General features: G+C 71.1%; 19 protein-coding genes. 9 read left to right on the forward strand and 10 right to left on the reverse strand.

The genetic code is table 11. From position 1 onward, the window contains the following. The coding region (locus ACZ5WG_RS26370) for an isoleucine--tRNA ligase (RefSeq protein WP_468726365.1) at nucleotides 1-1,526 on the reverse strand (1,526 nt) is incomplete at its 3' end. Between the two features lie 587 nt (nucleotides 1,527-2,113). Here ACZ5WG_RS26370 and ACZ5WG_RS26375 point away from each other — a divergent pair. The 5 genes from ACZ5WG_RS26375 (at nucleotide 2,114) to ACZ5WG_RS26395 (ending at nucleotide 7,098) form a co-directional block, all read left to right on the forward strand. Continuing rightward, on the forward strand, nucleotides 2,114-3,103 hold the full coding sequence (locus ACZ5WG_RS26375; protein WP_468726367.1) for a TraR/DksA family transcriptional regulator: 990 nt from the start codon (nucleotides 2,114-2,116) through the stop codon (nucleotides 3,101-3,103). 132 nt (nucleotides 3,104-3,235) lie between these two features. Continuing rightward, on the forward strand, nucleotides 3,236-3,796 hold the full coding sequence (gene lspA / locus ACZ5WG_RS26380; protein ID WP_266667885.1) for a signal peptidase II: 561 nt from the start codon (nucleotides 3,236-3,238) through the stop codon (nucleotides 3,794-3,796). A gap of 96 nt (nucleotides 3,797-3,892) precedes the next feature. Then, on the forward strand, nucleotides 3,893-4,834 hold the full coding sequence (locus ACZ5WG_RS26385) for an RluA family pseudouridine synthase (protein ID WP_389409288.1): 942 nt from the start codon (nucleotides 3,893-3,895) through the stop codon (nucleotides 4,832-4,834). A 47-nt stretch (nucleotides 4,835-4,881) separates the two neighbouring features. After that, nucleotides 4,882-5,307, forward strand: coding sequence for a GNAT family N-acetyltransferase (locus ACZ5WG_RS26390; protein WP_468726655.1), 426 nt, complete (start codon nucleotides 4,882-4,884; stop codon nucleotides 5,305-5,307). Nucleotides 5,308-5,505: 198 nt separating this feature from the next. Then, nucleotides 5,506-7,098 (forward strand): Na+/H+ antiporter, encoded by a 1,593-nt coding sequence (locus ACZ5WG_RS26395; protein ID WP_468726368.1) that lies wholly within the window; start codon nucleotides 5,506-5,508, stop codon nucleotides 7,096-7,098. 86 nt (nucleotides 7,099-7,184) lie between these two features. Here the strand turns inward: ACZ5WG_RS26395 and ACZ5WG_RS26400 are convergent, their stop codons facing one another. Beyond that, entirely contained in the window at nucleotides 7,185-8,201 is a 1,017-nt protein-coding gene (locus ACZ5WG_RS26400; RefSeq protein ID WP_468726370.1) for an SDR family NAD(P)-dependent oxidoreductase, read from the reverse strand. Then, nucleotides 8,198-9,400, reverse strand: coding sequence for a UDP-N-acetylglucosamine--N-acetylmuramyl-(pentapeptide) pyrophosphoryl-undecaprenol N-acetylglucosamine transferase (locus ACZ5WG_RS26405; RefSeq protein ID WP_468726371.1), 1,203 nt, complete (start codon nucleotides 9,398-9,400; stop codon nucleotides 8,198-8,200). Before ACZ5WG_RS26405 ends, ACZ5WG_RS26400 begins: the two co-directional genes overlap by 4 nt. Before the next feature lie 72 nt (nucleotides 9,401-9,472). Between ACZ5WG_RS26405 and ACZ5WG_RS26410 the strand changes: the two genes are divergently transcribed. Both ACZ5WG_RS26410 and ACZ5WG_RS26415 read left to right on the forward strand, forming a co-directional pair. Next, on the forward strand, nucleotides 9,473-10,180 hold the full coding sequence (locus tag ACZ5WG_RS26410) for a response regulator transcription factor (RefSeq protein WP_468726373.1): 708 nt from the start codon (nucleotides 9,473-9,475) through the stop codon (nucleotides 10,178-10,180). Then, nucleotides 10,177-11,595 carry a sensor histidine kinase gene (locus tag ACZ5WG_RS26415; protein ID WP_468726375.1) on the forward strand — a complete coding sequence of 473 codons (1,419 nt, stop codon included), beginning with the start codon at nucleotides 10,177-10,179 and terminating at the stop codon, nucleotides 11,593-11,595. Before ACZ5WG_RS26410 ends, ACZ5WG_RS26415 begins: the two co-directional genes overlap by 4 nt. 34 nt (nucleotides 11,596-11,629) lie before the next feature. Here the strand turns inward: ACZ5WG_RS26415 and ACZ5WG_RS26420 are convergent, their stop codons facing one another. Continuing rightward, nucleotides 11,630-12,697, reverse strand: coding sequence for a mechanosensitive ion channel family protein (locus ACZ5WG_RS26420; RefSeq protein ID WP_468726376.1), 1,068 nt, complete (start codon nucleotides 12,695-12,697; stop codon nucleotides 11,630-11,632). An 85-nt stretch (nucleotides 12,698-12,782) separates the two neighbouring features. Between ACZ5WG_RS26420 and ACZ5WG_RS26425 the strand changes: the two genes are divergently transcribed. Further along, entirely contained in the window at nucleotides 12,783-13,361 is a 579-nt protein-coding gene (locus ACZ5WG_RS26425; protein WP_468726657.1) for a dienelactone hydrolase family protein, read from the forward strand. Nucleotides 13,362-13,430: 69 nt separating this feature from the next. Here ACZ5WG_RS26425 and ACZ5WG_RS26430 read toward each other — a convergent pair whose 3' ends face one another. The 5 genes from ACZ5WG_RS26430 to ACZ5WG_RS26450 all read right to left on the reverse strand — a co-directional run bounded on the left by ACZ5WG_RS26430 (nucleotide 13,431) and on the right by ACZ5WG_RS26450 (nucleotide 19,313). Next, entirely contained in the window at nucleotides 13,431-14,372 is a 942-nt protein-coding gene (locus ACZ5WG_RS26430; RefSeq protein WP_468726659.1) for a zinc metalloprotease, read from the reverse strand. A gap of 233 nt (nucleotides 14,373-14,605) precedes the next feature. Next, complete coding sequence (locus ACZ5WG_RS26435; RefSeq protein WP_468726377.1) at nucleotides 14,606-16,270, reverse strand: alkaline phosphatase D family protein; 1,665 nt, start codon at nucleotides 16,268-16,270, stop codon at nucleotides 14,606-14,608. A 105-nt stretch (nucleotides 16,271-16,375) separates the two neighbouring features. Beyond that, nucleotides 16,376-17,170, reverse strand: a complete 795-nt coding sequence (locus ACZ5WG_RS26440; protein WP_468726379.1) for a thioredoxin domain-containing protein — start codon at nucleotides 17,168-17,170, stop codon at nucleotides 16,376-16,378. A 50-nt stretch (nucleotides 17,171-17,220) separates the two neighbouring features. After that, the gene (locus ACZ5WG_RS26445; RefSeq protein WP_468726381.1) at nucleotides 17,221-17,910 is read right to left on the reverse strand and encodes a hypothetical protein; all 690 of its coding nucleotides are present in this window, start codon (nucleotides 17,908-17,910) and stop codon (nucleotides 17,221-17,223) included. A 77-nt stretch (nucleotides 17,911-17,987) separates the two neighbouring features. Next, on the reverse strand, nucleotides 17,988-19,313 hold the full coding sequence (locus ACZ5WG_RS26450) for a DUF2252 domain-containing protein (RefSeq protein WP_468726382.1): 1,326 nt from the start codon (nucleotides 19,311-19,313) through the stop codon (nucleotides 17,988-17,990). 167 nt (nucleotides 19,314-19,480) lie between these two features. Here ACZ5WG_RS26450 and dnaE point away from each other — a divergent pair, with 167 nt between their 5' ends. Then, nucleotides 19,481-23,023: a DNA polymerase III subunit alpha gene (dnaE, locus tag ACZ5WG_RS26455; RefSeq protein ID WP_468726383.1), complete on the forward strand. Its 3,543-nt coding sequence runs from the start codon at nucleotides 19,481-19,483 to the stop codon at nucleotides 23,021-23,023. A gap of 94 nt (nucleotides 23,024-23,117) precedes the next feature. Here dnaE and ACZ5WG_RS26460 read toward each other — a convergent pair whose 3' ends face one another. After that, on the reverse strand, nucleotides 23,118-23,285 hold the full coding sequence (locus tag ACZ5WG_RS26460) for a hypothetical protein (RefSeq protein ID WP_468726385.1): 168 nt from the start codon (nucleotides 23,283-23,285) through the stop codon (nucleotides 23,118-23,120). Nucleotides 23,286-23,462: the final 177 nt, after the last annotated feature.

Genomic DNA, 23,462 nt, shown 5'->3' on the forward strand with positions numbered 1-23,462 from the left:
CAGGGGAAGGTGACGTCGTCGATGTAGGGGCGGTGCGGGTCCAGCTCGCTGTGGTCGGTGCCGGACAGCTCGCTCAGCTCGGCGCGCGAGCCGATACAGGTGAGGTGGTCCTCCTCACAGCGCCAGATCGGCAGCGGGGTGCCCCAGTACCGGTTGCGCGAGAGCGCCCAGTCGATGTTGTTGTTCAGCCAGTCCCCGAAACGGCCCTGCTTGACCGAGTCCGGGAACCAGTTCGTCTTCTCGTTCTCCCGCAGCATCGCGTCCTTGACGGCGGTGGTGCGGATGTACCAGGACGGCTGCGCGTAGTACAGCAGCGCGGTGTGGCAGCGCCAGCAGTGCGGATAGCTGTGCTCGTACGCGATGTGCTTGAAGAGCAGGCCGCGCGCGTCGAGGTCGGCGGTCAGCTTCTCGTCGGCCTTCTTGAAGAAGACGCCGCCGACCAGCGGGACCTCCTCCTCGAAGGTGCCGTCGGGGCGGACCGGGTTCACGACGGGCAGGCCGTACGCGCGGCAGACCGCGAGGTCCTCGGCGCCGAAGGCGGGGGACTGGTGGACCAGGCCCGTACCGTCCTCGGTCGTGACGTACTCGGCGTTCACGACGTAGTGGGCCTCGGCCGGGAATTCCACGAGGTCGAAGGGGCGCTGGTAGGTCCAGCGCTCCATCTCCTTGCCCGTGAAGGTCTGCTCGGTGGCCTCCCAGCCCTCGCCGAGGGCCTTCTCCAGCAGAGGCTGGGCGACGACGAGCTTCTCTTCGCCGTTGGTCGCGACGACGTACGTGACGTCCGGGTGCGAGGCCACGGCCGTGTTGGACACCAGGGTCCACGGGGTCGTCGTCCAGACCACCAGCGCCGCCTCGCCCGCGAGCGGGCCGGAGGTCAGCGGGAAGCGGACGTAGACGGAGGGGTCGACGACCGTCTCGTAGCCCTGCGCCAGCTCGTGGTCGGAGAGGCCGGTGCCGCAGCGCGGGCACCAGGGGGCGACGCGGTGGTCCTGGGTGAGCAGACCCTTGTTGAAGATCTCCTTCAGCGACCACCACACGGACTCCACGTACTCGGGGTCCATCGTCCGGTAGGCGTCGTCCAGGTCGACCCAGTAGCCCATCCGGGTCGTGAGCTCGGTGAACGCGTCGGTGTGGCGGGTCACCGACTCGCGGCACTTGGCATTGAACTCGGCGATGCCGTACGCCTCGATGTCCTGCTTGCCGCTGAAGCCCAGCTCCTTCTCGACGGCGAGCTCCACGGGCAGGCCGTGGCAGTCCCAGCCCGCCTTGCGGGCCACGTGGTAACCGCGCATCGTGCGGAACCGGGGGAAGACGTCCTTGAAGACGCGGGCCTCGATGTGGTGCGCACCGGGCATGCCGTTCGCGGTCGGCGGGCCCTCGTAGAAGACCCACTCGGGGCGTCCCTCGGACTGCTCCAGGGTCTTGGCGAACGTCTTGCTCTCGCGCCAGAAGTCGAGAACGGCGTGCTCGAGGGCGGGCAGGTCGACCTGGGCGGGTACCGGGCGGTACTGGGGCGGTGTGGTCATGAGGCTGAACTCTTCCTCCGGCGGGATGTCACTTCCGTCCGGAGGGACGAGAGCCGACTGCTGCTCCCGCGGTACCACCCTCCTTGGCCGCCGGACGGATCCGGTGGCCCCCTCATTGGGGTGCGAAGCCGGTTCTACTGCCCACGGGATCCGTGCGGGCCTTCTTCCGGCGGCTCAGGGGTGATCCTTCGCATCGCGCTCGCCCCCGGGCTCTCACCGTCCCCGGGTCGCTCATGGCTGCGTCCGACGCTACTCGTCCCCGTCCATGCCTTTCGCTGGGCCCAGTGTACGGGGCGGGGGCGCGCTCGGCAGACCGGCTTGCGGGGGGTCGGGGCGCGGGTTCCGGCGGGGCCCGGGGCAGCGTGCGGGGCCGCGGCCGGGCGGGGGCGGCGCATGACCCGAACGGGCCGATGGGCCGGTCCGGGTTCCGGTGTGACGGGTGGGGCGGATTACCGGGCTCCCTGATGGGCACAACGGATGCAGGTTGGCATCGATGGACGCGTGCCCCGTTGCCGCGAGGCCGGAGTCGATTTATCGTTCCGGCACGATTCGCGCGCAAGATCACAGTATGTGAAGGGGCCGCGGCCATGGTGGCGAAGAAGACCGCCGACAGAACTGCCGAGAGGGCTGTCGGAAAGGCCGCCGGGAAGGCGACGGCGGCCGAGGATGCGGCTCCGGTCCGGAAGGCGACCGCTGTCGGGAAGAAGGCCGCGAAGCCGGCGGCCGGGACGGCGGTGAATTCGGTGCATTCGGTGAAGTCGGCGACCAAAGCGACCACGGCGGCGGCCAAGGCGGCCGAGAAGGCGCCCGCCAAGAAGACGGCGGTCGAGAAGACGGCGGTCGAGAAGGCGCCCGCCAAGAAGGCGCCCGCCAAGAAGACGGCGGCCAAGAAGGCGGCGACCGTGAAGGCGGTCGCCGGGAAGACTCCGGCCAGGAAGACCTCGGCCGTGAACACGGCGGCCGTCGACAAGGTGGCCGTGAAGAAGGCGACCGGCGTCGGGAAGACGACCGCGAGGAAGGCCACGGCCAAGGCGGCCGGGGCCGAGGGGGCGGCGCACGCCGCGCAACAGACGGGAGCCCGGAAAGTGGTTGCCAAGAAGAGCACCGGCACGGCCAGGAAGACGGCTGCGGCCGCCACCAGCGGTCTGCCGAAGGCCAGGGCCACGGCGGGCCTGGCGCCGGGCGAGCTGGCCGTACGGCCCGGCGAGGACCCCTGGACCCCGGCGGAGGTCGCCGAGGCCCGCAGCGAGCTGCAGAGCGAGGTCCTGCGGCTGCGGGACGAGCTGCAGGCCTCCGACGAGGCCATCTCGGGGCTGATGCGGGACTCCGGCGACGGCGCGGGCGACGACCAGGCCGACACGGGCACCAAGAACATCACCCGGGAGTCCGAGCTGGCCCTCGCCGCGAACGCCCGCGAGATGCTCGAACAGACCGAGCGGGCCCTGGAGCGGCTGGACGCGGGCACGTACGGGCTCTGCGAGAACTGCGGCCAGCCCATCGGCAAGGCCAGGATGCAGGCCTTCCCGCGGGCGACGCTGTGCGTGGACTGCAAGCAGAAGCAGGAGCGGCGGCACTGAGCGGGCGGTGAGATGGCTGGCCGGGCTGCCGCCGCAGGCGGACCCTGACGTACTCTCGTGTCTCGTCAGGGTCCAGGGACCTGGCAGGGCTGTGTCGTCGGCAACCTGGTTCGAGCTAGTCGAGGGACTCACGTGGCAGAGGCGGAGAGCATCATCGGTACGCCGGAGGTCGGGGACGACGCCCAGCCGGAGTCCGTCGAGCCCAAGGGGCGTCGGCGGATCGTCGCGCTGCTCGTCGTCGCGCTGCTCGCCTACCTGCTCGACTTCGGCAGCAAGATGCTGGTCGTCGCGAAGCTGGAGCACCAGCCGCCGATCCGGATCATCGGCGACCTGCTGAAGTTCGAGGCGATCCGCAACCCGGGCGCGGCCTTCGGCTTCGGCGAGGCCTTCACCATCATCTTCACCTGCATCGCGGCCACCGTGATCATCGTGATCGTGCGGCTGGCCCGGAAGCTCTACAGCCTGCCGTGGGCGATCGCGCTGGGCCTGCTGCTGGGCGGTGCGCTGGGCAATCTCACCGACCGCATCTTCCGTTCGCCGGGGGTGTTCCGCGGGGCCGTCGTCGACTTCATCGCGCCCGCCCACTTCGCGGTCTTCAACCTCGCGGACTCGGCGATCGTGTGCGGCGGCATCCTGATCGTGCTGCTGTCGTTCAAGGGTCTGGACCCCGACGGCACGGTCCACAAGGACTGATCGGGCACCGACTGCGGGCCGACTGCGGACCGACCGCGCACTGGTCGCGCTGTGATCGCGGGAAAGCTGCGCTGCCGAGTCCTGCATACTCGACGGGTGAGTACGATTCCCGAGATCCGCACCCTGCCCGTTCCCGATGGCCTCGAGGGCGAGCGCGTCGACGCCGCCATCGCCCGTATGTTCGGTTTTTCCCGGACGAAGGCGGCCGAGCTCGCCGCCGCGGGGAAGGTGTCGGTCGACGGCAGCGTCGTCGGGAAGTCCGAGCGCGTGCACGGCGGCGCCTGGCTCGAAGTCGAGATGCCCGCGCCGCCGCGGCCGGTCGAACTCGTCGCCGAGCCCGTCCCGGGCATGGAGATCGTCCATGACGACGACGACATCGTCGTCATCATGAAGCCGGTGGGCGTCGCCGCCCACCCGAGCCCCGGCTGGACCGGCACCACCGTCATCGGCGGCCTCGCCGCCGCCGGCTACCGGATCTCCACCTCCGGCGCGTCCGAGCGCCAGGGCATCGTGCACCGCCTCGACGTCGGCACGTCCGGCCTGATGGCCGTCGCCAAGTCCGAGCGCGCGTACACCTCGCTGAAGAACCAGTTCCGCGAGCGCGTCGTGGACAAGCGCTACCACGCGCTCGTACAGGGCCACCCGGACCCGATGAGCGGCACCATCGACGCCCCGATCGGCCGCCACCCCAGCGCGGACTACAAGTGGGCCGTGACCCAGGAGGGCAAGCCCTCCGTCACCCACTACGACCTGATCGAGGCCTTCCGCGCGGCCTCGCTGCTCGACATCAAGCTCGAGACCGGGCGCACCCACCAGATCCGCGTGCACATGTCCGCGCACCGGCACCCGTGCGTCGGCGACCTCACGTACGGCGCCGACCCGACCGTGGCGAAGCGGCTGGGCCTGACCCGTCAGTGGCTGCACGCGGTGCGGCTCGGCTTCGAGCACCCCTCGGACGGCCAGTGGGTGGAGTTCGAGAGCACCTACCCGGCGGACCTCCAGCACGCGCTGGACGTGATCCGGGCCGAGAGCGAGTGACGTCCGGCGCGGACTTCGCCGTCCGGGTGGCCGCCTCCGAGGCGGACATGGCGGCGTGCTTCGCGGTGCGGACCGAGGTGTTCGTGGTGGAGCAGGCCGTGCCGGAGTCGATCGAGTACGACGCGTACGACGCGGTCGCGGTGCATGTGCTGGCCGTGGGGCCGGACGGGGAGCCGCTGGGCACCGGGCGACTGCTGCACGGGCCTGCGGCACTGGGCAAGACGGGCGGTGACCCGACGGTCGGCTCGCTCGGCCGGCTGGCCGTACGCAAGGCCGCGCGCGGGCTGGGTGTGGGGGCGGCGCTGGTGCGGGCCATCGAGGCGGAGGCGGGCCGGCTGGGGCTGTCGGCCGTCGACCTGGGTGCGCAGACGCACGCGCTCGGCTTCTACGCCGGGCTGGGGTACGTGGCCTACGGGCCGGAGTTCGAGGACGCGGGCATTGCGCACCGCGCGATGCGGCGCCACCTGCCGTAGCCCGGCCCCGAGGCCCCGCTGCGCGGGGCTTCCCCGCCCCGCCCCGCCCCCGCCCATGCTCCGCTTCCCGTGCCCTGCCCGGACCCGCCACGCGGGTTTCCGGGGGCCGGCCCCCGGCCGGGGCGTGGCACCCGCCAGGCGGGCGAGGCTTCGACGGGGCGTGGGTTTCCGCGGCAGGCGGTACGGCAGGGTGGGGGAGTGGATCAGCTTGCTCTGCTGTTCGTACTGCTGCTCGGGGCCGTGGTCACCGTGCCGCTCGGAGACCGGCTCGGGCTGCCCGCGCCCGTCCTGATGACCATCGGCGGGGTCGCGCTCGCGCTGGTGCCGGTCGTGCCGAATGTCGACATCCCGCCCGAGTTCATCCTGCCGCTCGTCCTGCCGCCGCTGCTCTACGCCTCGGCGCAGCGCACCTCCTGGCGGCAGTTCGCCGCCAACGTCCGGCCCATCCTCCTGCTCGCCGTGGCCCTCGTCTTCGTCACGACCGCCGCGGTCGCCGCCGTCGCGAACGCCATCGTCCCCGGGCTGCCGCTCGCCGCCGCGGTCGCGCTCGGCGCGCTGGTGGCCCCGCCCGACCCCGTAGCCGCGACCGCCGTCGCCGGAGCGCTCGGGCTGCCGCGCCGCATGGTGTCGATCCTGGAGGGCGAGGGCCTGTTCAACGACGTCACCGCGATCGTGCTCTACCACGTGGCCATCTCCGCCGCCGTCAGCGGCAGCTTTTCCTGGCCGGACGCGCTGCGGGAGTTCGTGCTCTCCGCCGTGGTGGCCGTCGCCGTCGGGCTCGGCCTGGGCTGGGCCGCCAACGCGCTCATGGGGCGGCTCGGCGATGCCACGCTCCAGATCGGGCTGACGCTGCTGGTGCCTTTCGTGTCGTACGTGGTGGCCGAGGAGCTCCAGGGGTCCGGGGTGCTGGCCGTGCTGACGACGGCACTGTTCCTCGCGGAGTACGCCTCCGACGCGGACGACGTGCTGGGACGGCTCGCCGGGCACACGTTCTGGGAGGTCGTGGACATGCTGGTCACGGGCGTGGCGTTCGGGCTGATCGGTCTGGAGCTGCACAACGTGTTCGGCGTGGCGGGCGGCCGCGAGTGGGAGATGGCGGGCTGGGCGGCCGCCGTCACCGCGGTGGTGGTCGGCGTAAGGCTGCTGTGGCTGCTGCCGGCCGGGTGGCTGGCCAAGCGGCTGCACACGCGGCGCGACTACGACGAGGAGATCCCGCTGAGCTGGCGGGAGAGCGTGGTGATGTGGTGGGCCGGGATGCGCGGGGTGGCCTCGGTGGCGCTGGCGCTGGCCATTCCGCTGAAGGTGGAGAGCGGGGCGCCGTTTCCGGCGCGGGACCAGATCATCTTCATCGCGTTCGCCGTGATCATGGTGACCCTGGTCTGCCAGGGGCTGACGCTGCCGCGGCTGGTGCGGATGCTGGGTGTGGAGGCCGATGAGGACGCCGAGCGGGAGATGGAACGGAAGCTGGCGGTCCGCGCGGCGAAGGCCGCGAAGCAGCGGCTGAAGGAGATCGAGGAGGTGGAGGACCTCCCGGAGGACCTGGTGGAGGTGCTGTACCGGCGGGCGTACGACGTGGGGGCCAGGATCAGCCCGGACATGGTCGACGAGGAGCGGCGGGAGGCGTACGCGAAGAGGGTGGAGCGGATCCGGGACGTCCAGCGGATCCAGCGGGAGATGATGTCGGCGGCGCGGCACGAGGTGCTGGCCGCACGCAGCGAGCCCGGCGCGGATCCGGAGATCGTGGACCGGGTCCTGCGCCACCTGGACGTCCGTAGCCTCCGCAGCACGTAGCCGCCTGCTCCGCCCGGCCCCGGACCCCCGCGCAGCGGCACCCGCGTAGTGGTGGGGGCGGCCGCTGCGCCGCGGGGGCGGGGCGGTCAGACCTGGTAGCGGGAGGGGGCGAAGAGGGGCAGGTTCGATGCGATCCAGGCGGAGGTTCGGGTCAGGCCCTCCCGTAGGGAGGTCTTCGGGGTCCAGCCGGCCCAGTCACGGGCACGGGAGTTGTCCGACAGGAGGCGCTGGACCTCGCTGCCCGCAGGGCGGAGGCGGGTTTCGTCCACCACGACGCGGGCGTCGCTGCCCGAAGCCTGGATCAGGGCCTGCGCCAGATCTCCGATCGAGATCTCCTGGCCCGTTCCGAGGTTGACCACCTCGCCCAGGGCCCGGTCGCATTCCGCCACCGCGAGAAAGCCCTCCGCCGTGTCCGTCACGTACGTGAAGTCCCTGGTGGGGGACAGGGAGCCGAGGCGGATCTCCCGCGCGCCCGCGTGCAGCTGCGCCAGGATCGTCGGGATCACGGCGCGCGCCGACTGGCGGGGCCCGTACGTGTTGAACGGCCGTACCACCGTCACCGGCAGCTCGAACGCGTGGTGGAACGACAGCGCCATCATGTCCGCGCCGATCTTCGACGCCGAGTACGGGGACTGCGGCTGGAGCGGGTGGGTCTCGGCGATCGGGGCCGTCAGGGCCGTCCCGTAGACCTCGCTCGTGGAGGTGTGCACGAGGCGCCGCACCCCGTGGCGGCGGCAGGCCTCCGCCATGTTCTCCGTACCGGTCACGTTGGTCTGGACGTACGCGCCCGGCGAGGCATAGCTGTACGGGATCCCGATCAGCGCCGCCAGGTGGAACACCGTGTCGCAGCCCTCCACCGCGTCGCTGACCCGGCCCGCGTCGCGGATGTCGCCCGCCCACATCTCCACCGGGCCGTCGGGGTCCGCGAGGTAGCGCGCCAGGTTGCCCTTCTCCGCGTACGGCTTGTAGTGGACGAAGGCGCGGACCCGGGCGCCCCGGGCCACCAGCAGGTCGACCAGGGTGGACCCGATGAACCCCTCTGCTCCGGTGACCAGGACCTTCCGGTCCGTCCACGTGCCGGGGTCGTACGTGTGCTCGGTCATATGCGCTCCAAGGTGGGGGAGGGGACGCCGGCCACGCGGAGGACCTCCGCCGCCAGCAGTTCGGCGGCCCGGGCGTGCGGGCCGGGGTCGGCGGCGCCGGCCATCGCGGACAGCCGGGCCGGGTCGGCCAGCAGCGGGCCGAGCAGGACCGCCAGCCGGTCGGCCGTGGTCTCGGAATCCGGCAGCAGCAGGCCCGCTCCCGCGTCCGACAGGACCCGGGCGTTGTGGGTCTGGTGGTCGCCGGGGGCGTGCGGGTACGGGACGAGCACGGCCGGGACGCCGGTCGCCGCCAGCTCGGCCACCGTCGCGGAACCGGCCCGGCACACCACCAGGTCGGCGGCTGCGTACACGAGGTCCATCCGGTCCAGGTACGGCACGGCCCGGGCGATCCGCTGCCCGCCGCAGGCTGCGAGATCGGCGGCAGTGTCGGGCAGCGCCTGCGGGCCGGTCTTGATCAGCAGCTGTACGTCGTCCCGCCCCTGCCAGAGCCCGGCCAGCCCGACCGCGGCCGCGGTGAGCCGGGCCGCGCCCAGGCTGCCGCCGTTGAAGACGATCAGGCGGCGGCCGTCGGGGACGTGCAGGGCCCGCCGGGCCTCCGCGCGCAGGGCGGTGCGCTCGGGGCGGGACAGGTCCGCCAGCTGCGCGAGGGCCGCGGAGATCGGCATTCCGGTGGTCAGGGCATGCGCCCCGCCCGCCAGATGGGCCCGGCTGCGGTCGAAGGCCACCGCGATGTGCGGGGTGAGCCGGGCCGCGAACCGGTTGGCGCGGCCCGGCACCGCGTTGGACTCGTGGATGACGGCCGGCAGCCCCGCCATCCGGGCCCCCAGCACGGCCGGCGCACTCGGGTAGCCGCCCATGCCGACGACGGCGTGCGCGCCCTGGGCCCGGATCACCGACCGGGCCTGCCCGGCCGAGCGCAGCAGCGCGGCGGGCAGCAGATAGCGCTTCGCACCGAGCGACGGGTCGAACGGGATCATGTCGACGGTGTGCAGGCGGTGGCCCGCGGCCGGGATCAGCTCGGTCTCCAGGCCCCGCTCGGTCCCGATGAACGAGACCACGGCATCGGGGACGGCCGCACGCAGCGCCTCGGCGAGGGCGAGCCCGGGGTAGATGTGGCCGCCGGTGCCGCCCGCGCCGATCACGACGGACAGGGGTGGGAGGGACGCGCCTCGTGCGTGTCGTGAGTCTGGTGTGGTCATGGACGCACCCTCCCGGTGCGTCCTAAGAACGTTCTAAGAGGTTCTCTCAGAACCGTTTGGCAGGCTTTGCCCATGAGCAGCACGAGGGCGCACACGAGTGGGCAGCGGATCCTGGTCGTGGACGACGAGCCCGAGGTACGGGCCGCCGTCCAGGACGGGCTGGCCGTCGAGGGGTACGAGGTACGGGGAGCCGCCGACGGGCTCGCCGCGCTGTCGGAGGTGGCCGGCTGGCAGCCCGACGCGGTGGTGCTCGACGTGATGATGCCCGTGCTGGACGGGCTCGGCGTCTGCCGGCAGCTGCGCGCGCTGGGCGACCGTACGCCCGTACTCGTCCTGACCGCGCTGGACTCGGTGAGCGAGCGGGTCGACGGCCTGGAGGCGGGCGCCGACGACTATCTCGTCAAGCCGTTCGCACTGGACGAGCTGGTGGCCAGGGTGCGGGCCCTGCTGCGGCGGGCCGCGCCCGATCCGGCCGGCGCGGCCGTGCTCGGGTTCGCGGACCTCGTACTGGACCCCGGGACCCGGACCGGGCGGCGCGGCGGGCGGCCGCTGGAGTTCAGCCGCACCGAGGCGGCCCTGCTGGAGCTGCTGCTGCGCCACCCCGGGCAGGTGCTGCCGCGGGAACTGATCCTGGAGCTGGTGTGGGGGCGGGACTTCGGCCCGGACTCCAACTCGCTGGCCGTGTACGTGGGCTACCTGCGGCGGAAGCTGGAGGCCGGCGGCGAGCCGCGGCTGGTGCACACCGTCCACGGGATCGGGTACCGGCTGGGCACGGCGTGAGCGGCGGCGGGCCCGGGAGGGGGCGGCGCAGGCTCGGGGCGCGCTGGCGCAGACGGCGGCCGCTGCGGACCCGGCTGGCGCTGGCGGTCACCGCGGCGGTGGCGCTGGTCGCGGTCGGGGTGTGCACGGCGGCGTTCTTCGTCGTACGCAGCGCCCTGTACGAGCAGCTGAACCTGAGCCTCACCCAGTCCGCGCGGCTCGCGGCCCAGCGCAACCCGGGCTCCGGGCCGGGGACCCTGTCCGGGGAGTGCCGGTTCCTGGCGGCGCCCGCCTGCGCGGAGGTGGTGCCGGCGGACCCGGCGGACGACCCGGCCGCGCCGTACCTGCTGCCGGTGGACGCGGCGGCGCGGGCGGTGGCCGCCGGACGGCACGCGCCGTACTACACGGACATCGTGCACGCGGGGCACCCGGCGCGGATGCTCACGACCGACTATGCGAAGGGGCGGGCGCTGCAGGTGGCGCTGCGGGCCGACACCGTCGAGGACGGGATCGAGGAGGCGGCGTGGTGGCTGGCGCTGATCGGCGGGGCCGGGGTGCTGGTGGCGGCCGGACTCGGGTACTGGGTGTCGCGGACCGGGCTGGCCCCGGTGACCCGGCTCACGGCCACCGCCGAGCGGATCGCGGCGACGCGGGATCCGCGGCACCGGATCGAACTGCCGCCGCCGGGGCCGCCGGGGAGGGAGGACGAGATCACCCGGCTCGCCGTGAGCTTCAACACCATGCTGGGCGAGCTGGAGCAGTCGGTGACGGCGCAGCGGCGGCTGGTCGCCGACGCCTCGCACGAGCTGCGGACCCCGCTGACCGCTCTGCGGACGAACGCGGAGCTGCTGGCACGGGGTGAGCGGCTGACGACGGAGCAGCGCGAGCGGGCCTCGCTCGCGCTGGGGCGGCAGCTGCGGGAGGTGACGGGGCTCGTGAACGACCTGATCGAGCTGGCCCGGGACGAGGAGCCGCAGCCGCTGGTCGAACAGGTCAGGCTGGCTCCGCTGGTGGAGCACTGCGCGGAGGCTGCGCGGGCGCACTGGCCGTCGGTACCGGTCCGCGTCCGCGTGGGCGGGGAGGAGGCGGTGGTGGTGCCGGGCGTGCCGGCGCGGCTGACGCGACTGGTGTCGAACCTGCTGGACAACGCGGCGAAGTTCAGCCCCGCGGGGGCGCCGGTGGAGGTGGAGCTGGTGTCGCGGGGCGGCGGTGGCGGGGCCGAGCTGACGGTACGGGACCACGGGCCGGGCATCGCGGCCGACGATCTGCCGTACGTTTTCGACCGCTTCTACCGGGCGGGGGCGGCGCGCGCCCTGCCGGGGTCGGGGCTGGGGCTCGCGATGGCCCGCCAGATCGCCCGTGCGCATGCCGCGGAGCTCGTGGCCGAGCCGGCCCCGGGCGGCGGAGCCCTGTTCCGCCTGACCTTCCGCCCGTGATCACCTGCGGCCCGGCTTCCCGGGGCTCCGCCCCTCAGTCGCCGGCGGGGCTGGACGTGGCCGGGCGGGGGTCCGCCGGGGAGGTGGCGATGCGGGGGAGGGCGTAGGGGTGGTGGGAGAGCAGCCAGGTGATCAGGTGTTCGCGGACCTGGCAGCGGACCGTCCAGATGTCGGTGGCGTCCTTCGCCGTGACCACCGCCCGGACCTGGATCGTGTGCGGGGTGGTGTCCGTGACCGCCAGGCTGCCGCTGCGGCCGTCCCATTCCGGGATCTCGTTCAGGATCCGCTGGAGCTGCTCCCGCATCAGGTCCAGGGGTGCGCTGTGGTCCAGGTGCCAGAACACCGTCCCGGTCATCTGCGCGCCGCCGCGCGACCAGTTTTCGTACGGCTTCCCTGTGAAATACGACACAGGCATGGTGATCCGGCGCTCGTCCCAGGTGCGCACCACCAGGAAGGTCAGGGTGATCTCCTCGACCGTGCCCCACTCCCCGTCCACGACCACCGTGTCGCCGATCCGCACCGTGTCGCCGAAGGCGATCTGCAGTCCGGCGAACAGGTTGCCCAGCGAGGACTGCGCCGCGATGCCCGCCACGATGCCGACGACGCCCGCCGAGGCCAGCATCGAGGCGCCGACCGCCCGCATCGGCGGGAACGTGAGCAGCATCGCCGCCACCGCGACCACCACGACCACCGCCGTGACCACCCGGTGGATCAGAGTCACCTGGGTACGGACCCGGCGCACCCGTGCGTCGTCCGGGTTCCGCTCCGCGTAGCGGGCGTACGAGGAGTCCACGACCGCCGTCGCGATGCGCACCAGCAGCCAGGCCGCCGAGGCGATGAGTACGAGGGTCAGGGCGCGGCCCACGGCGAACACGTAGTCCGCGGGGATCCCGGCCCGGCGGTGGGAGCCGTACAGCAGCGTCGTGCACAGGACGAGCTGGAAGGGCAGGCGGCAGTGGCGCAGCAGCCCCCACAGCGGGGTTTCGCTGTGCCGGGCGTCGGCGCGGCGCAGCAGCAGGTCCAGCAGCCATCCGGCGAGCAGGGTGACGACCAGTGAGCCGGCGAGGACCGCGATCGGGCGCAGAACGGTGTCCGTGTCCATGGACTTCAACGTAACCGGAACGCGGGCTCGGGCCCCTCCCATTCAATGAATGGCACGATGGGGTGCATGTTCAATGAATGGCACGATGGGGTGCATGAACATCGTGCTCTTCCATTCGACGTACGGGCTGCGGCCCGCGGTGCACGCGGCGGCCGACCGGCTGCGCGCGGCCGGTCACCACGTCCAGGTGCCGGATCTCTTCGAGGGGCGCACCTTCGAGACCGTCGAAGAGGGCATGGCACACCGGGACGAGATCGGCCGTGACGAGCTGCTCAAGCGCGCGGTGCTGGCCTCCGCCCCCTATTCCGACCAGGGCCTGGTCTACGCCGGCTTCTCCTTCGGCGGTTCCGTCGCCCAGCACTTGGCGCTGGCCGACGAGAAGGCGCGCGGGCTGCTGCTCCTGCACGGGACGGCGGACCTGGAGGAGGACACCGCCGTCGACGAGCTGCCGGTGCAGCTGCACATCGCGGATCCGGACCCGTTCGAGACGCACGACTGGCTGACCGCCTGGTACCTGCGGATGCAGCGCGCGGGTGCGGACGTGGAGGTGCACCGCTACCCGGGTGCCGGGCACCTGTTCACGGACCCGGGGCTCGACGACTACGACGCGCAGGCCGCGGAGCAGACCTGGAGGGTCGCGCTCGCCTTCCTCGACGGTCTGTAGGAGCAGGGGAAATGAACGAGGGGCAGGGCACCGACGTGTGCCCTGCCCCTCGTTCTCTTCAGGTCGTGACTAGGCGCGGTACGCGCTCCACATGCTCTTCATGCGGGACACCTGACCAGCGGTGAACTGGTACATGCAGGAGTCGTACGTGTAGTCCATGAAGTTGTGGATCGGGTCGACGCCCGTCTTGTTGGTGCAGCTGTCACGGCCGGTCGGGCACTCGAACGCCGCGCTCTTCTCGGCCGGGGTGTCGGCGACGGAGTCGCCGCTGCCCGAGCAGCCGCCCTGGAAGGTGTGGTAGAGGCCCATCCAGTGGCCGACCTCGTGGGTGCCGGTGTCGCCCTCGTTGTAGTTGGCGGCGGAGCCGCCCGGCAGCGAGGTGTTGAGGAGGACCACGCCGTCCATCTTCGGCTGCGAGGCGTAGGAGCTCGGGAAGGTCGCCCAGCCGAGCAGGCCGCCACCGAGGTTGGCGGTGTAGAGGTTCAGCGCGTTCGCGCCGCCCTTGCGCAGGGCGTTCTTCATGTCCTTCTCGGCCTGGGTGCCGTCCGAGACGTTGTACCAGGCGGCGTTGTCGGTGTAGTCGGTGGAGACCAGCGAGAACTGGTAGCCCGAGTCGACGTTGCCGGTGCCCTGGCCGCTGTAGGCGGAGTTGAGGACCGCGATCTGGTTGTTGATGTCCGTGGCGGTCAGCTTGCCGGCGGAGCCGGAGGTGATGACGTGGACGTACACCGGGATGGTCGTCGCGGCGGTGACCTCGGCGGCGCGCATCTGGCGCTGCGGGCCGAGCTCGGCGCTCTTCTTGGCCAGGTCGGCGTCCATCGCCTTGACCTGGGCGTCCGTCACCTCGTTGGGGTCGGCCGCGTGGTCGTCCTTCGGGCGGGCGACCCGGGCGTTGGCGGAGGTGCCGGCGTCGGCACAGGCCTCGGAGCCGGTCTGGGGGGCCGCGGCCACGGTCGTGGGGACCGTGAGCGGGGCGAACGCCAGGGTTCCGGCCAGAACGGCCGTACCCATGAGGCGGCGTCGGAGCATGGGGGATATGCGGGCGGAGGCGCGCACGTTGACTCCTCGCGAAGCGTGGTGGGGGGTGAGGGATTTCCTCACGCTGGCGCGAAGCTTATGTGTCCATGTCATGCACTAAGCAAGCCCTGGAAGTAAAAGATTTGTTGCTTCTGAGGCCGAAGGGGCTCCTGGTCTGCACCAGGAGCCCCTCTGAACAGCAGAATTGACAACCTGTCAGAAGATCGTCAGCTGACCGGCTGGTACGCCCGCTCCACCTTCTGCGTGCCGTTCGGCGTGCGGTACGAGCGGGACCACGCGGCCGTCGCGGCCGGATTCCGCTTGTCGGACACGACGAAGTAGTCCATCTGCGAGCGCTCGGCCGTCACGTCCAGGACCCCGTAGCCGTGTGCGTCCATGTCCAGCCACTTCACGTGCCAGTTGGCGGCCTTGACGGCCGATTCCGCTACGAGCGACGCGGTGTCCGCCGGCACGTGCAGGAGGTCGTCGATGTTGTCGGAGGTCACCGACGTCACCACGAACTCGGTGGCCGCCGTACCCGACCCCGGGTACGTCGCCATGTTCATCGGGACCTCGTTCGCCCACGCCATGTGGATGTCACCGGTCAGGAACACCGTGTTCTTGATCTTCCGGTCCTTGAGGTGGGCCAGCAGCTCCTTGCGGTCGTCCGTGTAGCCGTCCCACTGGTCCACGTTGACGGCGAGGCCGCCCTCGGGCAGGCCCAGCAGCTTCGCCAGCGGGGCCAGCAGGTGAGCGGGCAGCGAGGCGAAGGCCACCGGCGAGATCATCACCGAGGTCCCGACCAGCTTCCAGGTCGCGTTCGAGCTCGCGAGGCCGGACTTGAGCCAGTCCAGCTGGGCGCGCCCGGTGATGGTGCGCTCCGGGTCGTCCACCGCGCCGCTGCCTATCTTGGCCTGCTGGGAGCGGAAGGTGCGCAGGTCCAGCAGGTGCAGGTCGGCGAGGGTGCCGAAGCGCAGCCGCCGGTAGACGGTGCCGGCCGTGGAGGTGCGCACCGGCATCCACTCGAAGTACGCCTGCTTGGCGGCGGCCGCGCGGGCCGCCCAGTCGCCCTCGGCGCCCGGCGTGTGGTTCTCCGCGCCGCCCGACCAGGCGTCGTTGGCGAACTCGTGGTCGTCCCAGATCGCGACGATCGCGTGCGCGGCGTGCAGGGCCTGGAGGTCGGCGTCGGTCTTGTACTTGCCGTGCCGGGTCCGGTAGTCGGCGAGGGTGAGGATCTCGTGCCGCGGCTCGTGCGCGCGTACGACGTACTTCGCCTCGGGGTAGGCCCCGTTCGCGTACTCGTAGATGTAGTCGCCCAGGTGCAGGATCGCGTGCAGGTCGGTGCGGGCGGCCAGGTGGCGGTAGGCCGAGAAATAGCCGGCCTCCCAGTTGGCGCAGGAGACCACGCCGAAGCGGACCCCGGGCGTCGTCGCGTCGTGGCCCGGGGCGGTCAGGGTGCGCCCGACCGGGGAGACGGCGCCGCCGGCGGTGAACCGGTAGAAGTACGGGGTCTGCGGCCGCAGTCCGCGCACGTCCGCCTTGACGGTGTGGTCCGAGGCGGCGGTCGCCGTGACCGAGCCGCTCACGACGATCCGGGAGAAGGCCTTGTCCTCGGCGACCTCCCAGGTCACCTCGGTGGCCGGGCCGGTGCCGGAGCCGGGCACGGCCTCGGGGGTGGGGGTCACGCGGGTCCACAGCAGGATCCCGTCGGGCAGCGGGTCACCGGAGGCGACGCCGTGCAGGAAGGCGGGCCCGTTCGAGGCCGCCGACGCGGGGGAGATGCCCAGTGCGGCCGTCGCGAAGGGCGCGAGGGCGGCGGTGGCCGCAGCGGCCTTGACGACCGTACGGCGGCGCGGAGTTGCCGCAGTGGGGGAGGGGAGATGACTGGTCACGGGCGGTCATATTACTGATGGGTATAACCGTCGGTACACCCCTTACAAAGCAACAGGCAGGCGAACTCTGGGAGTTCGCCTGCCTGTCCGGCCCGGTATGTCCGATCAGCCCGCGATGGCCTTGTCGACCGCGGCCGTGAACTCCTCCGGCGCCATCTTGATCTCGATCTTCTTGCCGTCCATCTTCAGCGACGGGGTGCCCTCGAGACCGCTCTTCTCGAAGAGCTTCGACATCTCGAGCGCCCAGCGGTTGTACGTACCGTCCTCGACGGCCTTCTTGAACTCGGCGTTGCCCTTGAGCGCCGGCACCTGGTCCGCGATCTTCAGCAGGTAGTCGTCCTTGCCGAACTTGTCGTCGCGCTCCTCCGGGTGGTTCTCCTTGGAGTACAGGGCGCCCTTGTACTCGAGGAACGCCTCGGGGCTGACGTTCAGCGCCGCGCCCAGCGCGCTCAGCGCGTTCTTCGAACCGCTGCCGCCGAAGCCCTTGTCGAGGAAGGTGGCGCCGACGTACTGGATCTTGTACTTGCCGGCGTCCAGGTCCTTCTTGATCTGCGGGCCCACGTTCTGCTCGAACTGGGAGCAGATCGGGCAGCGCGCGTCCTCGTAGAGCTCGAGGGTCTTCTTGGCGTCGGCCTTGCCTATGACGACGGTGGTGCCGTTGTCGCCCGTGGTGTTCTTCGGGGCGACCAGCGTGGCGTCCGCGGCCTTGTCCCACTCGCCCGGCTGGTTGGCCTGCACGACCGCGTAGCCGATGCCGCCGGCCAGTGCGAGGACGGCGACGACGGCGCCGGCCACCAGCACCTGGCGGCGCACCTTGTCCCTCTTGACCTGCTTCTCGCGCTCGGCACGCAGCCGCTCGCGGGCCGCCGCCTTGTTCGCCTGGCTGTTGCGTGAACTCATGGTGATCTCCGTGGGGTGTGACACAAGGAAAGGGGGGACTGCGTACGGGGTCAGGCGCAGACGAGCGCCCCGCGTACGGGAGGTCCACGGCGTCCCACGGAGTGGGCGGGGAAGCGGGTACGGGCCCCCGCGCCCGGAAGGGCCGGGCGCAGCGCACGCCGCACCGGGCCGACGGCGGCCGCCGCCGAGGCCGCCGCCAGCAGCAGCGGCCGGAACGCGAAGGCGGCCACGGCACGCAGCAGCCGGCCCAGCGCGCGCTCCCCGTACCGCAGCCAGGCCGCGGCCGACAGCCCGACCGAGACGTGCGCGCCGAGCAGCAGCCACGGGGTCCAGGGTCCGGGCGAGGCCAGCAGGGCCACCGCGTCGGGGACGGCTCCGGGCACCTCGGCCAGCGGCCCGCCCAGCGGCGGGCCGCCGCACAGCTCGTCCAGGCCCAGCGCCCGCAGCGGCCCGGCGACGGGCCCGCCGGCCGGGCCGTAGCAGACGTGCTGACCTGCGGTGAGGACCGTGTCGGCGGCCAGTTCCAGCGGCACCAGCAGTCCGGCGATGGGGCCGAAGCCCCGCTCGCGGCCCGCCAGCGCGTACGTGAGCAGGAACACGCCCGCGAAGGCCCCGGCCACCAGCGCGGGCGGCAGCGGGACCCGGGACAACAGGACGTGCGAGCCGGCCGAGAGCAGCACGACGAGTGCGCTGAACAGCGCGGCCCGCAGCCCCCGGAGTCCTGCCCTCGATATGTCCATCGCCGCGAGTCTGCCACGAGTACCTGTGAAAACGGGTCCCCGGTCCCGTGCGGCCCGGGGCCCGCGGCCGAAATCGCTCAGTGCATGATGCGGCCGTTGCGGAACAGGTCCACGAAGATCTGGTGGTCGGCGCGCGCCCGGGCACCGTACGCGTGCGCGAAGTCGACCAGGAGCTCCGAGAAGCCCTCCTCGTCCGCGGCGATCGCCGCGTCGATGGCCCGCTCGGTGGAGAACGGCACCAGCGAGTGCCCGCTCTCGGCCTCGTCGGCCGACGCGTGCATGGTCGCCGTGGCCCGGCCCAGGTCCGCGACCACGGCCGCGATCTCCTCCGGGTCGTCCAGGTCCGACCAGTCCAGGTCCACCGCGTACGGGGAGACCTCGGCCACCAGCTGGCCGGAGCCGTCCAGCTCGGTCCAGCCCAGCCACGGGTCGGCGTGCGCCTGCAGGGCGCGCTGGGAGATCACCGTGCGGTGCCCCTCGTGCTGGAAGTAGTCCCGTACGGCCCGGTCGGTGATGTGCCGGGACACCGCGGGGGTCTGCGCCTGCTTGAGGTAGATCACGACGTCGTTCTCCAGGGCGTCGCTGTGCCCCTCCAGCAGGATGTTGTACGAGGGCAGGCCGGCCGAGCCGATCCCGACGCCGCGGCGGCCCACCACGTCCTTGACCCGGTAGGAGTCCGGCCGGACCAGGGACTCGTCGGGCAGCGTCTCCAGGTACCCGTCGAAGGCGGCGAGCACCTTGTACCGGGTGGCCGCGTCCAGCTCGATCGAGCCACCGCCGGAGGTGAAGCGCCGCTCGTAGTCCCGGATCTCGGTCATCGAGTCCAGCAGGGAGAAGCGGGTGCGGGAGCGGGCCGAGCGCAGGGCGCCCAGCAGCGGCCCGTCGGCGGTGTCCAGGGTGAAGGAGGGCACTTCCTCGTTCTTGGCGCCGGTGGCCAGGCGGTGGATCCGCTCCCGGTAGGCGCCCGCGTAGGTCCGCACCAGCTCGCTGATCTGCTCGTCGCTGAGCGCCTTGGTGTAGCCGATCAGGGCGACGGAGGCCGCGAACCGCTTGAGGTCCCAGGTGAAGGGCCCGACGTACGCCTCGTCGAAGTCGTTTACGTTGAAGACCAGGCGGCCGTTGGCGTCCATGTACGTGCCGAAGTTCTCGGCGTGCAGATCGCCGTGGATCCAGACCCGGCCGGTCCGCTCGTCCAGGTAGGGGCCGCCGTGCCGGTCCCGCTCCAGGTCGGCGTAGAAGAGGCAGGCCGTGCCGCGGTAGAAGGCGAAGGCCGAGGCCGCCATCTTGCGGAATTTGACCTGGAAGGCCGCGGGGTCGGCGGCGAGCAGCTCACCGAATGCGGTGTCGAACACATCGAGTATCTGCTCGGCGCGCTGCTCGTTCGTCGTCTCGGGGACCGCCATGGCGGGTGCCTCCTGGTGCACGTGGTACAGGTTCTGACCGACTGGACGCCGGGTGGGTCGTCCTGGTTCTGCAACGCCCGACCGTACCCGTCCGTGCCCCGGATCTGTCACTCCCGGGACGTAGGATTCATAGCTGCCGCCGCCCCCACCGTCAGGAGCCTCCCGCCGTGACCAAGCCGCCGTTCACGCACCTGCACGTCCACACCCAGTACTCGCTGCTGGACGGTGCCGCGCGGCTGAAGGACATGTTCAACGCGTGCAACGAGATGGGCATGACGCACATCGCCATGTCCGACCACGGCAACCTGCACGGGGCGTACGACTTCTTCCACACCGCCCAGAAGGCCGGGGTCACGCCGATCATCGGCATCGAGGCGTACGTGGCTCCCGAGTCCCGGCGCAACAAGCGGCGCATCCAGTGGGGCCAGCCCCACCAGAAGCGCGACGACGTGTCCGGTTCCGGTGGCTACACCCACAAGACGATCTGGGCGGCGAACGCCACCGGGCTGAACAACCTCTTCCGGCTGTCCTCCGACGCCTACGCCGAGGGCTGGCTCACGAAGTGGCCGCGCATGGACAAGGAGACCATCTCCAAGTGGTCCGAGGGGCTCATCGCCTCCACCGGCTGCCCCTCCGGCGAGCTGCAGACGCGCCTTCGTCTCGGCCAGTTCGACGAGGCCCTGAAGTCGGCCGCCGAGTACCAGGACATCTTCGGCAAGGACCGGTACTTCCTGGAGCTGATGGACCACGGCATCGAGATCGAGCGCCGCGTCCGCGATGGCCTGCTGGAGATCGGCAAGAAGCTCGGCATCCCGCCGCTGGTGACGAACGACTCGCACTACACGTACGCCAGCGAGGCCGGCGCCCACGACGCCCTGCTCTGCATCCAGACCGGCAAGAACCTCTCGGACCCCGACCGCTTCCGCTTCGACGGCTCCGGCTACTACCTGAAGTCGACCGACGAGATGTACGCGATCGACTCCTCGGACGCCTGGCAGGAGGGCTGCGCCAACACCAAGCTGGTCGCGGACCAGGTCGACACCGAGGGCATGTTCAAGTTCCGGAACCTGATGCCGAAGTTCGACATCCCGGACGGCCACACAGAGGTCAGCTGGTTCCGCGAGGAGACCATGCGCGGCATGCACCGCCGCTACCCCGGGGGCATCCCGGACGACCGGATGAAGCAGGCCGAGTACGAGATGGACACGATCATCTCGATGGGCTTCCCGGGCTACTTCCTCGTGGTCGCCGACTTCATCATGTGGGCCAAGAACCAGGGCATCGCGGTGGGCCCGGGCCGAGGCTCCGCGGCCGGCTCGATCGTCGCGTACGCCATGGGCATCACCGACCTCGACCCGCTCACCCACGGCCTGATCTTCGAGCGGTTCCTGAACCCCGAGCGCGTCTCCATGCCCGATGTCGACATCGACTTCGACGAGCGTCGGCGCGTCGAGGTGATCCGGTACGTGACCGAGAAGTACGGCGCCGACAAGGTCGCCATGATCGGCACGTACGGCACCATCAAGGCCAAGAACGCGATCAAGGACTCCGCGCGCGTCCTGGGCTACCCGTACGCCATGGGCGACCGGCTCACCAAGGCCATGCCCGCCGACGTCCTGGGCAAGGGCATCCCGCTCTCCGGCATCCTCGACCCGCAGCACCCCCGCTACGGCGAGGCCGGCGAGATCCGCGGGATGTACGAGAACGAGCCGGACGTCAAGAAGGTCATCGACACCGCGCGCGGTGTGGAGGGCCTGGTCCGCCAGATGGGCGTGCACGCGGCCGGCGTGATCATGTCCAGCGAGACGATCACCGACCACGTACCCGTCTGGGTGCGGCACACCGACGGCGTCACCATCACCCAGTGGGACTACCCGAGCTGCGAATCGCTCGGCCTGCTGAAGATGGACTTCCTCGGCCTGCGCAACCTCACGATCATGGACGACGCCGTCAAGATGGTGAAGGCCAACAAGGGGATCGACATCGATCTCCTGGCCCTCCCGCTCGACGACCCCAAGACCTTCGAACTGCTCGGCCGCGGCGACACCCTCGGCGTCTTCCAGTTCGACGGCGGCCCCATGCGCTCCCTGCTGCGCCTGATGAAGCCCGACAACTTCGAGGACATCTCCGCCGTCTCGGCCCTGTACCGGCCGGGCCCGATGGGCATGAACTCGCACACGAACTACGCCCTGCGCAAGAACAAGCAGCAGGAGATCACCCCGATCCACCCGGAGCTGGAGGGGCCGCTCGAAGAGGTGCTCGCGGTCACCTACGGCCTCATCGTCTACCAGGAGCAGGTCCAGAAGGCCGCCCAGATCATCGCCGGGTACTCGCTCGGCGAGGCCGACATCCTGCGCCGCGTGATGGGCAAGAAGAAGCCGGAGGAGCTGGCGAAGAACTTCGTCATCTTCGAGGAGGGCGCCAAGAAGAAGGGCTTCAGCGACCAGGCGATCAAGGCCCTCTGGGACGTCCTGGTCCCCTTCGCCGGCTACGCCTTCAACAAGGCGCACTCGGCCGCGTACGGGCTCGTCTCCTACTGGACCGCCTACCTCAAGGCGAACTTCCCGGCCGAGTACATGGCGGGCCTGCTGACCTCGGTCAAGGACGACAAGGACAAGTCCGCGATCTACCTGAACGAGTGCCGGCGCATGGGCATCAAGGTGCTCCCGCCGAACGTCAACGAGTCCGAGCCGAACTTCGCGGCCCAGGGCGACGACGTGATCCTCTTCGGCCTCACCGCGGTGCGCAACGTCGGCCAGAACGTCGTCGAGTCGATCATCAAGACCAGGAAGGCGAAGGGGAAGTACTCCACCTTCCCCGACTTCCTGGACAAGGTCGAGGCCGTCGTCTGCAACAAGCGCACCGTCGAATCGCTGATCAAGGCCGGCGCCTTCGACGAGATGGGCCACACCCGCAAGGGCCTGGTCGCCCACCACGAACCGATGATCGACAACGTGGTCGCGGTCAAGCGCAAGGAGGCCGAGGGCCAGTTCGACCTCTTCGGCGGAATGGGTGACGAGGGCGCGAGCGACGAGCCCGGCTTCGGGCTCGACGTCGAGTTCTCCGACGTGGAGTGGGAGAAGTCCTACCTGCTCGCCCAGGAGCGCGAGATGCTCGGCCTGTACGTCTCCGACCACCCGCTCTTCGGCCTGGAGCACGTGCTGTCCGACAAGACGGACGCCGGAATCTCCCAGCTGACCGGCGGCGAGCACTCCGACGGCGCCGTCGTCACCATCGGCGGCATCATCTCGGGCCTCCAGCGCAAGATGACCAAGCAGGGCAACGCCTGGGCCATCGCCACCGTCGAGGACCTCGCCGGATCCATCGAGTGCATGTTCTTCCCCGCGACCTACCAGCTCGTCTCCACCCAGCTGGTCGAGGACACCGTCGTCTTCGTCAAGGGCCGCCTCGACAAGCGCGAGGACGTCCCCCGGCTCGTCGCCATGGAGATGATGGTCCCCGACCTCTCCTCGGCCGGGACGAACGCGCCCGTCGTCCTCACCATCCCGACCGTCAAGGTCACTCCTCCGATGGTCACCCGGTTGGGCGAGATCCTTCGCCACCACAAGGGCAACACCGAGGTCCGGATCAAGCTCCAGGGGCCGCGGACCACCACCGTGCTGCGCCTCGACAAGCACCGGGTCCAGCCCGACCCGGCGCTCTTCGGCGACCTCAAGGTGCTCCTCGGGCCGTCCTGCCTGGCCGGATGACGCCGCTCGCAGGGGCCTGCGTACGTAGCCGAGCGTGAAGAAGGGCGCGCCCAGAGCTCTGGGCGCGCCCTCGTGCGCGGTGCTCGCGGAGGCGTCAGTTGTGGCCGAACTTCTTCTGCTTGCCCTTGCGGGCCATGTCCATCGGACTCGGGCTGCCGCCGGACGGCTCGGACACGGATTCCGTCGAGCTCTTCGACGGATCCTGCGACGACGAGCGGGGCTGCTGCTTCTGCTCATGCTGGCGGTTCTTGTTCTTGGCCATGGTGGAGCCTCCGTGAGGGTCTAGGGGCCAGGACCGCCTTCACCCTCACACGTCACCACAAACCGCGCATTTTGGATCTTTACTGCGCGTAGCCGGGAACCCCGGTTTCGGAAAAGCCCGGAGGATCCGCCACGCCGATGATCGAGTTCCGGCCGTCAACACCCTTGCGGTCGGGCA

The organism is Streptomyces sp. NPDC032745 (genome assembly GCF_055579465.1).

Bases quoted from the DNA above. Each gene is read 5' to 3' on its own strand.
- ACZ5WG_RS26375 (WP_468726367.1), top strand. From the start codon at position 2,114: ATGGTGGCGAAGAAGACCGCCGACAGAACTGCCGAGAGGGCTGTCGGA.
- ACZ5WG_RS26390 (WP_468726655.1), top strand. From the start codon at position 4,882: ATGGCGGCGTGCTTCGCGGTGCGGACCGAGGTGTTCGTGGTGGAGCAG.
- ACZ5WG_RS26400 (WP_468726370.1), bottom strand. From the start codon at position 8,201: ATGACCGAGCACACGTACGACCCCGGCACGTGGACGGACCGGAAGGTC.
- ACZ5WG_RS26405 (WP_468726371.1), bottom strand. From the start codon at position 9,400: ATGACCACACCAGACTCACGACACGCACGAGGCGCGTCCCTCCCACCC.
- ACZ5WG_RS26410 (WP_468726373.1), top strand. From the start codon at position 9,473: ATGAGCAGCACGAGGGCGCACACGAGTGGGCAGCGGATCCTGGTCGTG.
- ACZ5WG_RS26420 (WP_468726376.1), bottom strand. From the start codon at position 12,697: ATGGACACGGACACCGTTCTGCGCCCGATCGCGGTCCTCGCCGGCTCA.
- ACZ5WG_RS26425 (WP_468726657.1), top strand. From the start codon at position 12,783: ATGGGGTGCATGAACATCGTGCTCTTCCATTCGACGTACGGGCTGCGG.
- ACZ5WG_RS26430 (WP_468726659.1), bottom strand. From the start codon at position 14,372: ATGGGTACGGCCGTTCTGGCCGGAACCCTGGCGTTCGCCCCGCTCACG.
- ACZ5WG_RS26440 (WP_468726379.1), bottom strand. From the start codon at position 17,170: ATGAGTTCACGCAACAGCCAGGCGAACAAGGCGGCGGCCCGCGAGCGG.
- ACZ5WG_RS26445 (WP_468726381.1), bottom strand. From the start codon at position 17,910: ATGGACATATCGAGGGCAGGACTCCGGGGGCTGCGGGCCGCGCTGTTC.
- ACZ5WG_RS26450 (WP_468726382.1), bottom strand. From the start codon at position 19,313: ATGGCGGTCCCCGAGACGACGAACGAGCAGCGCGCCGAGCAGATACTC.
- ACZ5WG_RS26460 (WP_468726385.1), bottom strand. From the start codon at position 23,285: ATGGCCAAGAACAAGAACCGCCAGCATGAGCAGAAGCAGCAGCCCCGC.